The 13,574-nt window shown below is 68.7% G+C and carries 9 protein-coding genes; 7 read left to right on the top strand and 2 right to left on the bottom strand.

Annotated elements, in window-relative coordinates; genetic code table 11:
* Positions 1 to 4: 4 nt before the first annotated feature.
* Complete coding sequence (locus tag G4D83_RS08470; RefSeq protein ID WP_163864165.1) at positions 5 to 1,267, top strand: lipocalin-like domain-containing protein; 1,263 nt, start codon at positions 5 to 7, stop codon at positions 1,265 to 1,267.
* Here G4D83_RS08470 and G4D83_RS45490 read toward each other — a convergent pair.
* On the bottom strand, positions 1,252 to 1,605 hold the full coding sequence (locus G4D83_RS45490) for a hypothetical protein (RefSeq protein ID WP_205522591.1): 354 nt from the start codon (positions 1,603 to 1,605) through the stop codon (positions 1,252 to 1,254). The genes G4D83_RS08470 and G4D83_RS45490 overlap by 16 nt on opposite strands.
* Positions 1,606 to 1,612: 7 nt before the next feature.
* Entirely contained in the window at positions 1,613 to 4,645 is a 3,033-nt protein-coding gene (locus G4D83_RS08480) for a S8 family peptidase (protein WP_163864167.1), read from the bottom strand.
* Between the two features lie 388 nt (positions 4,646 to 5,033).
* Between G4D83_RS08480 and G4D83_RS08485 the strand changes: the two genes are divergently transcribed.
* The 6 genes from G4D83_RS08485 (at position 5,034) to G4D83_RS08510 (ending at position 13,556) form a co-directional block, all read left to right on the top strand.
* On the top strand, positions 5,034 to 5,903 hold the full coding sequence (locus G4D83_RS08485) for a hypothetical protein (protein WP_163864168.1): 870 nt from the start codon (positions 5,034 to 5,036) through the stop codon (positions 5,901 to 5,903).
* 92 nt (positions 5,904 to 5,995) lie between these two features.
* Positions 5,996 to 6,859: an AraC family transcriptional regulator gene (locus G4D83_RS08490; protein WP_163864169.1), complete on the top strand. Its 864-nt coding sequence runs from the start codon at positions 5,996 to 5,998 to the stop codon at positions 6,857 to 6,859.
* A 72-nt stretch (positions 6,860 to 6,931) separates the two neighbouring features.
* On the top strand, positions 6,932 to 7,534 hold the full coding sequence (locus tag G4D83_RS08495) for a TetR/AcrR family transcriptional regulator (protein ID WP_163864170.1): 603 nt from the start codon (positions 6,932 to 6,934) through the stop codon (positions 7,532 to 7,534).
* Between the two features lie 136 nt (positions 7,535 to 7,670).
* Positions 7,671 to 8,786 carry an efflux RND transporter periplasmic adaptor subunit gene (locus G4D83_RS08500; protein ID WP_163864171.1) on the top strand — a complete coding sequence of 372 codons (1,116 nt, stop codon included), beginning with the start codon at positions 7,671 to 7,673 and terminating at the stop codon, positions 8,784 to 8,786.
* 39 nt (positions 8,787 to 8,825) lie between these two features.
* On the top strand, positions 8,826 to 11,945 hold the full coding sequence (locus tag G4D83_RS08505) for an efflux RND transporter permease subunit (RefSeq protein ID WP_163864172.1): 3,120 nt from the start codon (positions 8,826 to 8,828) through the stop codon (positions 11,943 to 11,945).
* A 159-nt stretch (positions 11,946 to 12,104) separates the two neighbouring features.
* Positions 12,105 to 13,556 carry a TolC family protein gene (locus G4D83_RS08510; RefSeq protein WP_163864173.1) on the top strand — a complete coding sequence of 484 codons (1,452 nt, stop codon included), beginning with the start codon at positions 12,105 to 12,107 and terminating at the stop codon, positions 13,554 to 13,556.
* The last annotated feature ends 18 nt before the right edge of the window (positions 13,557 to 13,574 follow it).

Here is a 13,574-nt window from a genome sequence, read left to right on the forward strand (position 1 = left end):
CGCCATGAGCAACGGCCGAGGGCTCGTCATCGGAACGGCGGTGGTGCTGGCGGCACTCGCGGTGGCGGCGTACGTCGTCACGCGGGAGACGGAGCCTCCCGTGCTCGCGAGGAGCGGAGCGCTGACGGTGGCGAAGGCGCTCGGTGGGGGCGATGGCGGCACGGAGGGTTATGCGCGCGCCTTCGAGCCCCGGACATTCCACTTCCCCGAGGACCACGGCCCGCATCCGGAGTTCCGCACGGAGTGGTGGTACTGGACGGGGAACCTCGAGACCGCGGACGGGCGCGCGTTCGGATATCAGTTCACGCTGTTCCGCAACGCGCTGGCACCCGAGGCACCGACGCGGGACTCCGCGTGGGGCACGCGGCAGGTGTACCTGGGGCACTTCACGGTGACGGACGTGGCGGCGGGGCGCTTCCACGTCGAGGAGCGCTACAGCCGCGCGGCCTTGGGGCTCGCGGGGGCGAGCGCGAAGCCGTTCAAGGTGTGGCTGGAGGACTGGGAGGCGGCGAGCGTGGGTGAGGCGACGTGGCCGGTGCGGCTGCGCGCGCAGACGGATGAAGTCACGCTGGAGTTGTTGTTGGAGCCGGGCAAGCCGCCGGTGCTCGAGGGCGACCGGGGCTTGAGCCAGAAGAGCGCCGAGCCGGGCAATGCGTCGTATTACTACTCAATGACACGCATGCCCTCGCGCGGCACGGTGCGACTGGAAGGACAGACGTACGCGGTGACGGGTGAGAGCTGGATGGACCGCGAGTGGAGCACCAGTGCGTTGGGCGCGGACCAGGTGGGCTGGGATTGGTTCTCGCTCCAGCTCTCGGATGGAAGCGAGCTGATGTATTACCAACTGCGTCGCGAGGACGGGACGGTGGACCCGTTCAGCTCGGGGACGTGGGTGCCTCCGGTGGGCGCGGTGGACAGCGCATCCGTGCACCTGGGCCGGGAGGACGTGGGGCTGGCGGTGCTGGACACGTGGAAGAGTCCGCGTGGCGGGGTGTATCCGTCGAAGTGGAAGCTGCGCGTGGAGAAGCTCGGGTTGGAGCTGACGGTGACGCCGAAGCTGGCGGACCAGGAGCTGCCGGTGAGCGTGCGCTACTGGGAGGGCAGCGTGGACCTGGACGGCGTGCGGGCGGGCCAGCCCGTGAAGGGGCGCGGTTACGTGGAGCTGACGGGGTACGCGGACACTGCGGCTTCGACACGACGGCCAGAGGCTCGGGCCCGGGGGACTCCGGAGCGAGAGACTCCGACCCGGACTCAGCCCAGGCCCTGAACCTGGATGTCGGGCAGCACCTCGACAACGGACTGACGCTCGAGCACGCCACCTTGTTGGACCAGCTCGCGCCACTTGGCGACCGAAGCGGTGACGATGGCCTCTGACGACGACTTGAGGTCTTCCACCGACACGCCGGCTTCCCTGCCCAACTGGACGAGGAGCGGCGCCTTGAGTGCCTGGAAGTACGTCTCCATGGCAGCCAGGCGCTCTCGTTTGCTCGTCAGTCCATCGACACGAGGAAGGGCATCGCCCCCCTTGAACCGCAGCACGTACGAGCGCTGGGTCTGCGGGTCACGAACCCTCTCCAATTGATGAACAAGCTCGGGATGGACCATGGCAGCTCTATTCTATGGTGCTTCCGCCGCTGCGTCGCAAGAGGCTCTCCGGTACGAGCCGAAGGCCGCCACGCCCTGCCCGGTCGCTGGGCAGCGCACCGACATGCGAGAACAGCGCCTCCGTCAAAGCCTGGGCGTTGAGCTTGAGCGCCGGGTTTCGCTCCAGGAGCAGGGCCGCGATGCCTGCCACGAGAGGGCAGGCCATGGAGCTTCCATCCAGGGGGCCGAATCTCCCACCAGGAAGGCTCGACCAGACGCCTTCACCCGGAGCGCACAAATCAGGCTTTTGTAGCCCATTGTGCCGAGACACCGTTCCCCAATCGCTGAATGAAGCCACTTCGTTCCGCGCGTTGACGGCTCCGACCCCCACGGCGAGGTCATAGTTACCTGGGCTGCTGTGCTGGTTGATTCCCCATTCCCCCAGGTTTCCGATGGCGGCGATGGCCAGCGTTCCCGCGATTCGCGCGGTGCTCAGGGTGTCCCGGAGGAACTCGTCATAGCCAGGAATCCCCAAAGACAGGTTGAGGACGTCAACACCCGCGTCCCCCTCCGTCCCCCGGAAATTCTCCGTCAGCAACCAGTTGAGCCCTCTCGCAATCTGGACGCGTCCACCCCCCATTCCGTGTCCACCAGGAATCGGCTGATTGAGGACGCACGCCACAGCCAGGTCCGCATCAGGAGCGACCCCCGCGCTCTGCCCCGCGATGAGCCCGCACACGTGCGTTCCATGGCCACGGGTCGTATCCGCGTCGTGCGCACCCTGTTGAGTAGGCCGGCCCAGGAGGTCGAAATGGGCGAAGTGCACCTTGCGACCCTGGAACTCCTGGTGCGTGGCATCAATCCCCGTGTCGAGTACGCCGACCAGGATGCCCGCTCCTCTGCCTTCGACCAGCCGCTGTCCCTGCGCATCGATGACGCCCAGGTGTTCGAGGTGCCAGCGCGTGCGCGCTCCCGGCGCACCTCCGGACGGGATGGGTTCGACACAAGGAAGGATGACGTCCTCGTAGACGCGAGCCCCCAAGGCCTCCAGCACGGTGCGGTCCACCTGGTCGCCATCCAGCAGCAATGCCCCTACTCCCGCGAGCACCTCGAATGCCGGACGCAGGGCCGTGGTCGCCGCCTCCAGCATCCGCCCGGTGGAAGCCATCGCGGTGAATGCAACCAGGGACATGGCATCTTGTACCGCGGCTCCGGCCCCTGACAGGGCGAGTCGCCCGAACGCCTCCAGGTAGTGGCCTCGCTCCTGAATCGCCGCGCGGTGGGACGTGGGTGCGCGCGTCGCGGAGAGGGCGCCGACAAGCCCCAGGCTCGTCATGGCCGAGGCCAGGACCGAAGGAGGAGGAACGACGAGCACCTGTCGGGAGGCCAGCTCGGCCTTCCGCTGGGGGCGCGTCCTCGTTGGTGCGGGGACCGCCATGGACGCCACCAGGTGCGACTCTGGCTCCCCAAGCCGGGTCTGGAGCGAAGACGAGGACCTCGCCGCGAGGGCGGTTCGCGCGAGCCCCTCGATATCCATGGCGTGGCTGGTCCAGAGCAACTCGATGGCATCAGCGAGTTCCGGCCCTCGCGACGACAGGCTGGTGACGAGCCCCAGGACCTTGAGCGCGGCCCAGCTCACGTCGTCCTTGGGCTGCGCCGGGAGGCCAGCGACAGGGGGAAACTCCCGGAGGCTCCGCGCGATGTCGAGCCGCCCATCCCCGAAGTACTTGTTGTGGGTGCGCTGTCCCCCGTCGATGGGCGTGTAGCTCTCGGAGCCTGCATCCCGTGCCCCCATCAGCAGGGCCCGGCGGCAGGCCTCGACACGCTCGACGGGCGAGAAGCCCTTGAGTTGCTCGCGGTAATAGGAGAGCCAGAGCGCGGCGGCACCCGCGACCTGCGGCGTCGCCGTCGAAGTCCCCGCGCCCGGTGCGTAGCCCTGTCCTGGCCGTGCCCACAGCACATCGGGCGTGGGCGCGCAGATGTCCACCTCGGGGCCACGGTTACCGGACATCTCCCTGTCAGACCAGTAGGGTTGCTCTCCACGCGTGATTCCAGACACGGCAAGGACCCGGTTGAAGCGAGCGGGATAGACGACTCGCGACGGAGTCCGCAGGCCGAGGGGCAGCGGGAAGTTGTTGCCCGCCGCGGCGCAGATGACGACGCCCCGCTCGTAGGCGTAGTTGACCGCGTCCGCCCAGAGGCGACTGGGAAGCCCTCCCATGCTGATGGTGATGACGTCCGCCCCCTTGTTGACGGCGTAGAGGATTCCGTACGCCATCGACTTCGTCCCGATGTGGATGACCGAGGGAGAGATTCGAATGGGGAGGATCTTGCTGGCTCGCGCGATGCCCTTGTACTGCGGATGGTCCGCCGCCAGCAGACAGAGCGTGCCCGTTCCGTGTCCGGGGGCCAAGGCGATACCACTATCCAATGGGTCGCTCGCATCCGCGCGGTCCCGGTCCCACAGGTCGATGCCTGGACTGACGAAGCGGTCGCGAGGAACAGCCGGGTGGTTCGTATAACCCGTGTCCAGGTGCGCGATGACGATGCCCTCTCCTGGCACCTTCCCCGCATCCGCGATGAACGCCCACGCCGCGTGGGCCCCAACGACATCGAGATGCCAGAAGTCCAGCGCGGCGGCTCCCGCTTGAGTCCCGGAGGCAACCGCGAGCGTCTCCGGAACTGGATGGATGAGAATCGCATCCGGTTCGGCGTACTCGACCTCGGGTTGAGTCAGCAGGGTCCTCACCGCGAACCAGACCTGCTCGTCCAGGGCGGAGGAGGAGAGGGCTCTGACCAGTCCAGAGTCCGGGAGCGCCAAGGACACCCATCGGTCCATCTCTCCCGAGGGCTCGACAGCGCCGGCCGCCAGGGTCCCCACGAGAGGCTCGATTCCGTCGAGAAGGCGGCCCACCGCCTTGAGCCCCGTCGCTTGCGCGAGACGCTCGAGGCGCGTCGGGGGCCCAGCGGCGAGCGTGGTGATGGGCTCGTGCCAGGTCTCGCGCAGCTTGACGTGAATCTGCCCTGTGAACTTGATGGACGGCGTGCCGGTGTCAGCCATGAGCCTCGGACCCAGAGAATGTGGGGTGGACGTTGCGGAAACAGGTTCTGTGCGGCACGCCTGGACTGCAGTGGCCATGCCAATCAGACGTATCCGAGAAGAACGAGAATCTCCCCGCGAGGAACGGAGTTTCCCTGCCCTGGCCTGTTGATGTCTGTGATTGAAAGGGTAACGCCATCAACCCTTGCCCATCATCCAGCGCCATCCCGAGACTGTCACCTGGACAACATTTGTCGATGACTGGGGCGGTCCTGACCACTGATGCACCAAGTCATACGAGCTCCACCCCGAACACCTGAGCCAGAGGAAATCACGACACAACTGACAGGCCCCCAAAGCAAACTCACACCGGGCTCTGCTACATTTCCCCCCTCACCGAGGGGGTGTCATGAGTCATGACAGTGAAGCGAGCGCCAGTACCGGTGTGTCCGCCGTCGCCGCAGTGCAATCCGAAGTGCGCCTCGCGCCTCCAGAAACAGGCGCCGTCACTCCCGTCCCCCTCCCACAGAACCAGCGGCTGATGATGCTCACCACCGCGCTGCCACTGCTCAGTCTCGCGGCGGCGTGGTTCGTCGCCCCTGGCTGGGGCTACATCGCCACCTCCCTCGTGCTGCTCGCCTTCATCGCCGTGCTCGGACAGAGCATCACCGGGACTCCCTTCGGCGTGCTCATCAGCGAACGCAACAGCATGAGCCTGTCTCGCTTCCAGGCCGTCACCTGGACCGTCGTCGTCGTCTCCGGCTACCTGGCCATGGTCATCGCCCGCGTGAAGACAGGCACCCCCAATGCCGTCGACGTCGCCATCCCCCAGGAACTCTGGTGGGCCATGGGCATCTCATCCACCTCCCTGCTCGGCACTCCCCTGCTGCTCAGCGGCAAGCGCTCCAAGACTCCTGACGCCAAGGTCGTCGATGCCACCGCCGCCCAGCTCGCGGAGACGTCCGACGAAATCAACGCCCAGCGCCAGGGCGCCCTCTACGCCAACAAAGGCATCCAGGACGCTCGAATCTCAGACATGTTCCAGGGCGACGAGGTCGGCAACACCGCGCAAATCGACATCGCCAAGGTGCAGATGTTCTTTTTCACCGCCATCGCCTCGGTGAGCTACTTCGTCGACATCGCCATGTCCCTCCGACGCGGCGGCTCCCTCACCAGCCTCCCAGAGCTCTCCGAAGGACTCGTCGCCCTCCTCGCCATCAGCCATGGCGGCTACCTCGTCAGCAAGACCACCGACCACTCCAACTCCAAGCCCTCCTGAGCCACCCGCCCGCCGTATGCTCGGCCCCGGCGCGCCCTCGCGAGCGCCGGGCGTCCGAGCACGCGAGCGCGCAAGCACGGAGGAACGTCGCGGTGCCCAAGCCCCTGGTGGACGTGGACGCGGCCCCCGCCTCCTCCTTCTGCCTCACCGACACGCTGACGCCCTTCACCTCCGGCTGGCACACCCACCGCCGCCACCAGCTCCTCTACGCCGCGCGCGGCGCCCTCCACCTGGAAGTCGCCGAGGCCCAGTGGCTCCTGCCTCCCCAGCGCGCCGCGTGGCTCGCCGCCGGCACCCGCCACCGCGTGCGCTCCACGCAGCCCGCCACCCTCTGCACCGTGTACCTGGAGCCCTCGCGCGTCCCCACCACCCCCGAAGGCCCCTGCCGCGTCTTCGTCCTCCCCCCACTCGCGCGCGAGATGCTCCTCTACTCCACCCGCTGGGGACCGGAGCGCTCACCCAAGGACGCCGTCGCGGAGAGCTTCTTCTCCGCCCTGGCCCACCTGCTCTCCGAGTGGGCCGCGGAGCCTCGCGAGTGGCGACTGCCTCGCGCCCGCACTCCCGAGCTGGAGCGCGCCATGGCCTACACCCTGGCCCGACTCTCGGGACCCGCCACCCTCGCGGGCGCCGCACGCGCGGCGGGCCTGTCCCAGCGCACCCTCGCCCGCCGCTTCGAGGACGAAGCCGGTACCTCCTGGCGCCGCTTCCTCCATGACGCCCGCATGCTGCGCGCCATGGAGCTGCTCGCCGAGGACGGCGCCCGCGTCACCCAGACGGCCTACACCGTCGGCTTCGAGAGCCTCGCCGCCTTCACCCACGCCTTCACCGCCTTCACGGGTGAGAGGCCTCGCGACTTCCGCCAGCGCATCGCCCAGGGCACCACGGTCCCTCTTCCGAGCGCGACACCCCGCCCCAGGCGACCTGCCGGACGAGCCCCCCGAGGGCCACATGGGTAGGCACATGCGGCACATGGGCCTCCACGAACGAGGACTTGCGATGACTGACTGACCAGATTACCATCCTGGTCAATGAGTTCCGACCCTCGCATCGCCATCCTCAAGGCCGCCGGCGAAGTCTTCGCCCGGTTCGGCTTCAAGAAGGCCTCGGTGGAGGACATCGCCAAACGCGCGGGCGTCGGCAAGGGCAGCATCTACCTGCACTTCGAGAGCAAGGAAGCGCTGTTCGAGGCGATTGTCCGGCAATCGCACGAGATGAGCCTCGCCGAGCTCAAGGCGAGCGTCCAGCGCGCCACGACGCCCGAGGCCCAGGTCCGCGCGTACATCCGCTGCAAGTTGGAGCAGAGCGTCCGCAAGCCCGACGGGGAGCGCATCGAGTTGGCCACGCTCTTCGAACTGGGCACTCAGGTGCAGCACCTCGTGCCCCAGATGCAGGAGGCGGACGCGGCCATCCTCGCGCGCGTCATCGAGGGCGGGGCGGCGCAGGGGGCTTTCTCCGTCAGCGACCCCCAGCTGACAGCGCGCGGCTTCGTGGAGCTCATCACCATGCTCGTCCCCAGGCTGATGACCCAGGAGACCTCTCCCCTGACGCTCCAATCCCTGGACGCCGCCTTCGAGGTCTTCATCCGCGGCCTCTCCGCCCCACCGCCCCACCCGGCCCCAAGCCCCCCATGAGCTGACACCTTACGGACCCCACTCCGTGCCCGGAGGGTTGGGGTGTTCGTTTGCCCGGGACTGACCAGAAAACCAAATCAGTCACTCAGTGCCGGATGCCTGTGAAGTCCCCGGCCCCACGACGAGGAACGCAGCGATGAAGACGACCTTGAAGGCAGCAATGGTGGCGGTGGCCGTGGTGGCGGGCGCGTGCGGCGGCGGCGCCAAGCCCGTGGCGCCTCCTCCTCCCTCGGCGCAGGCCGCGCAGAAGCCCGTGGGCGTCAAGGCCGTCACGCCGGCCACGAAGCTGGAGGCGAGCGTCCTGCAGGCCACCGGCAACGTGCGCGCCAGGCAGGAGGCGACGCTGAGCGCGGAGGCCTCCGGCACCCTCACCAAAGTCACCGTGAATGCGGGCGACGCGGTGAAGCGAGGACAGGTGCTCGCGCAGCTCGACACCTCCAATGCGCGCCTCACCGCCAACCAGGCACGCGCCGCCAAGGCCGCGGCTGAAGCGGCGCTGGAGGGCGCGAAGACGGAGGTGGAGCGGGCACGGACGCTGGCGCAGTCGGGCAGCCTCGCGCGCGCCTCGCTCGACAAGGCCGAAGTGGGCTACCGCCAGGCGCAGGCCCAGGCCGAGCAGGCCGCCGCGGTCCTCGCCAGCGCGCAGGAGACGCTGCGCGACGCCACCCTCACCGCGCCCTTCGACGGCGTCATCACCACCCGCAGCCGCAACGAGGGCGACTACGTGACTCCGGGAACGGCCATCTTCGGCCTCGTCAACCCGCAGGCGCTGGAGGTGCGCGCCCCGGTGCCCGAGGCCTTCGTGGACCGCGTGAAGGTTGGCACCATCGTCAAGGGCACGCTCAATCCCTCCGGTGCTCCGTTCGAGGCGAAGGTGCGGAGCCTCGGCGCCATCATCGACTCGCAGACGCGCACCGTCGAAGTCCTCGCGGACGTGCTGCCGGCGAAGAGCGAAGGCGTCGTCCTGCGCGCGGGCGCGCTGGTGGAGCTGGACTTCTCCAACATGATGGCCACCGACGACGCGCCGGGACAGGCGGGGGTCTTCCTCCCCTCGCAGGCCGTCAACTCCAAGGGCCAGCAGGGCTTCGTCTGGGTGGTCCAGGACGGCAAGGCGCAGCGCCGTGACGTCAAGGTGGAGCGCGTGCTGCCCGGCTTCGTGCGCGTCGTCCACGGGCTCGGCCACGAGGAGCGCGTCGTCGCGGACGCCAGCTTGCCGCTCCAGAACGGCGTCGCGCTCCAGGTCGTGCAGTAGCCCTTCTCCTCCCTCCCTTCTTCGACGAGCGCCACTGCCATGCTCCAGACCTTCATCAAACACTCCGTCTTCACCGTCATGCTGATGGCGGCGGTCGTCGTCTTCGGCCTGTATGCCTATCCGCGCATCGGCGTGGACCAGTACCCCAACGTCGACATCCCCGTCGTCACCGTCACCACGCTCTTGCCGGGCGCGGACCCCGAGTCCATGGAGAAGAACGTCTCCGACCCGCTCGAGGAGGCGCTCAACACGCTCAACGGCGTGGACGAGCTCAACTCCATCAACCTGGAGAACGTCAGCCAGGTCACCATCAGCTTCAAGCTGGGCACCAACGTGGACGTGGCGGCCCAGGACGTTCGCGACCGCGTGCAGGCCACGCTGCGCGAATTGCCCAACGATATCGAAACGCCCGTCGTGGAGAAGTTCGACATCGGCGCGGCGCCCATCCTCACGCTGTCGCTCTCCGGCGCGCTGCCCATCGAGGAGCTGACGCGCGTGGCGGAGGACGTGGTGAAGCCCTCGCTCCAGAGCCAGGCGGGCGTGGGCAGCATCGGCGTGGTGGGCGGCCGCGAGCGGGAGATTCAGCTGGTGGTCGACCCGCAGCGGCTGCGCGGCTACGGGCTGGCCATCGGCGACGTGAGCCAGGCCCTCCAGTCCCAGAGCGTGGATCTGCCCGGCGGGCGCGCCACGCAGGGAGGCCGCGAGCGAATCGTCCGGCTGACGGCCGAGGCTCGCAGCGTGGAGGAGATTGGCGCCATCATCGTCGCCAGCCCCAATGGCACGCCGGTGCGCGTGCGTGACGTGGCGGCGGTGGTGGACGGCGCGCAGGAGGCGCGAGGACTTGCCCGCTCGGACACGGGCACCGCGCTCGCCCTCGTGGTGCGCAAGCAGTCGGGCGCCAACACGGTGCAGGTGGCCGAGAACGTCAAGGAGTCGCTCGCGGAGCTCAACGCCGAGCTGCCCCAGGGCGTGACGGTCAGCACCATCAGCGACAACTCGACGACGATTCGCGCCTCCATCCACGCGGTGCAGGAGGACATGCTCATCGGCGGCGTCCTCTCCGTGCTCATCGTGCTCTTCTTCCTGCGGGACTGGCGCTCCACGCTCGTGTCGGCCGTCGCGCTGCCGGTGAGCGTCATCGGCACCTTCGCGGTGATGGCGCTGCTGGGCTTCACCTTCAACATGATTACGATGCTGGCGCTGACGCTCTCCATCGGCCTGCTCATCGATGACGCCATCGTGGTCATCGAGAACATCGTGCGCCACCTGGAGGAGGGCAAGACGCCCATGAAGGCGGCGCTGGAGGGCACCTCGCAGATTGTCATCGCGGTGCTCGCGGTGACGCTCGCCATCGTCGCCGTGTTCATCCCCGTGGCCTTCATGGAGGGAACGATTGGCCAGTTCTTCTTCCAGTTCGGCGTCACGGTGGCCGTGGCGGTGCTCATCTCCTACGCGGTGTCGATGACGCTCACGCCCATGCTCTCCAGCCGCCTGCTCAAGGCCCACGCCCACGGCGGGCCCCGCAACCGCGTGAGCGCCTCCATCGAGCGCGGGCTCGTCGGGATGGAGCGCGGCTATCGCCGCATCCTCGGCTGGGTGCTGGAGCGACGCGCCCTGGCCATCGCCGTCGCGGTGGGCGTGCTGGTGCTGACGCTGGGCATGGCCCGCTTCCTCAAGTTCACCTTCATCCCGCCCTCCGACAACGGCGCGGTGCGCGTGACGCTGGAGCTGCCCGTGGGCTCCACGCTCGAGGACACCGAGCGCGAGCTGGGAATCGTGGCCGCGCAGGTGCGCCCCCTGGAGGGCGTGAAGGAGACGTTCAGCACGGCGGGCGGTGGCACGCTCGAGGAGGTGCACAAGGGCGAGGTGCTGGTGAACCTGGTGCCGCGCAAGGAGCGCGCCTTCGACCAGGAGGCCTTCAAGGTGCGCCTGCGTGACGCGCTGGCCGAGCGCCCTGGGGTGATGCTCTCCGTCCAGGACGTCTCCGGCGTCGGTGGTGGCGGCCGCACCCAGCAGGTCCAGTACGTGCTGCGCGGCACGGACTGGCCCCAGGTCGTCGCGTCCAGCGAGAAGCTGCTCACCCTCATGAAGTCCCACCCCAGCTTCACCGACGTCGACACGACGTTCCGCAGCGGCAAGCCGCAGTTCGACGTGCGCGTGGACCGCGAGCGCGCCGCGCAGATGGGCGTTCCCGCGGCCCAGGTGGGCGTCGCCCTGAGGGCCTACCTGGGGCGCGACGAGTTCATGACGTACCGCGAGGGCGGCGAGACGTATGACGTGAAGCTGCGCCTGCCCGACGCGACGCTCGCCTCCGAGGAGGCGCTGGGACAGCTCACCGTGCGCACCACGGGCGGGCAGTTGGTGGAGCTGCGCAACGTGGCCAGCATCACCCCCTCCGAGGGCCCGGTGCAGATTGACCGGATGAACCAGAAGCGGCAGATCACCCTGCTCGCCAACCTGGCGCCCGGCTACACCCTGGGCGAGGGCATGAGCTTCCTCACCGCGCAGGCGGAGCAGGTGCTGCCCCAGGGCGTGGTGGGCGGCTTCGCCGGCAACGCGAAGGAGCTGAACAAGACCGTCGGCGCGTTCGCGACCGCGCTGGGGCTGGGCATCCTCCTGCTGTACATGATTCTGGCGGCGCAGTTCGGCAGCTACGTCCACCCGTTCACCATCATGTTGTCGCTGCCCTTCGCGCTCATCGGTGCCATCGGCGCGCTGCTGCTGTCGGGCCACGCCCTGTCGATGATTGCCCTCATCGGCGTCATCATGCTGATGGGCCTCGTCGTGAAGAACGGCATCCTGCTGGTCGACTTCACCCAGCAGCTTCGAGATGCCGGCAAGAGCGCTCGCGACGCGCTGCTGGAGGCCGCGCCGGTTCGCCTGCGTCCCATCCTCATGACGACCATCGCCATGGTGGCCGGCATGATTCCGGTGGCGCTCGCCAAGGGAGACGGCGCCGAGACTCGCGTGCCGATGGCGCTCGTCATCATCGGCGGCCTCATCAGCTCCACGGTGCTGACGCTGGTGGTGGTGCCCGTCGTCTACTCGCTGCTGGACGGGCTCTCCGCCCGCTTCAGCCGTCGCAAGAGTGACGCCCATGCGTCGGAGGAAGTGGTCGCGCCGAGCGGCCCGCTCCTCGCGGAGGAGGGCTCCCACTGAGACACGAGCCCACGCCCCGCTGAAGGCGGAACCGGGAGCCACACACCCGGTTCCGCCCCCTTCCACCTGATTCACGCGGTCGACGCTCCGGTCCTCTCAAGGGACCGCGACGCACCTCGTGTGTCCTCTGCTCCTGACGCATCCACCTCGGTCTCCACCATGCTCCTCCATGCGCTCATCACCAGCGTCCTGCTGACGCAGACTCCCAGCGTCTCCGCCACTCCCGAACGCACCCCCACGTCCCAGCCGGCTCCCGCCATCACCGACACACCCGTGCGGGACACGGCGCCCCAGGCGGCCTCCAGCGACTCCGCCGTGCCGATGCCCGCGTCTGGCACGAAGGCGACCGCGCTTCCGCTGCTCACTCTCGACGAGGCCATCGCCCTCGCGGAGAAGCAGAGCCCCAGCCTCGACGCCGCACGTGCGCGCCTTCAGCAGTCCAAGGAGCTGGGCAACAAGGCCTGGTCCGGATACCTCCCCAGTGTCACCGCGAGCGGCTCGTACATCCGCAATCCGCAGGAGCTGACGTTCGCCCTCCCCGGTGCTCCGGACCCCATCACCTTGCAGAAGCGGGACCAGCTCTCCGGTCAAATCTCCGCGCGGCAGGCCCTGATTGTCCCCACGCTGTGGCCCGCCATCAAGAATGCCTACCTGGGCGAGAAGGTGGCGGGGCTGACGGCGGAGAACTCGCGCCGCGAGATTCTCTTCTCGGTGGCCCAGGCCTATCTCGGAGCCGCGAGCCTGCGGGAGGCCATGGCGGTGCAGGAGCAGCTCCTGGAGGTCCGCCGCGGCTTCGAGCGCGACGCCCAGAACCGCTTCGAGGTGGGTGACGTGGAGCGGCTGGCGCTGCTGCGCGCGACGCTGGACCGCAAGCAGGCCGAGCAGGAGGTGGTGCGAAGCCGCAATGCCTATGCGACGGCGAAGAGTTCTCTCGCCGCGCTCCTCGCGCGACCGGTGGACTTCGACGTGGCGCCTCCCAAGCAGACGGCCGTGTCACTCCCCGCCGAGACAGGGGATGCGGCGTCCGCCGAGAAGACGGCCCTGGACCGGCGGCCGGATGCCTCGGCGGCGCGCCTCAACGTGGACCTGGCTCGCGGCGGGCGCAAGCAGGTCGTCATGGAGTACCTCCCCAGCCTGCATGCCACGGGCAACGTCTCGACGAGCAACACCGCCGGCCTCACCGGCGTGGCGTCCACGTGGACTGCGGGGCTGGCCCTGTCGTGGAACCTGTTCGACGGCGGACTGCGCGAGGCCAACCTGCGGGAGTCCTCTGGAAAAATCGCCGAGGCGAACGCCAACCTGCGCGGCACCGAGGAGAAGATTCGCGACGAGGTGCGCAAGGCGCGCAGCGAGCTGGAGAGCGCGGAGGTCAACCTCAGCACAGCCGAGGAGCGGGTGAAGCTGGCATGGGAGAGCGCGCGCCTGGCGAAGCAGAGCTTCGATGCGGGAGCCTCGACGTACCTTCAGGTGACGGACGTCAACGCGACGCTCGCGAGCGCGCAGATGTCCGCCGTGACGGAGGCGCTCAACGTGCAGTTGTCGCGTCTCGCCCTGGCCCGCGCGACGGGCCTCTTCGACCCCACCGGCAACGCCCTGGCGCCCGTGCAGTAGCCGCGACTCGACGAACGC

Source organism: Myxococcus eversor (assembly GCF_010894455.1).
GTDB classification, from domain to species: Bacteria; Myxococcota; Myxococcia; order Myxococcales; family Myxococcaceae; genus Myxococcus; species Myxococcus eversor.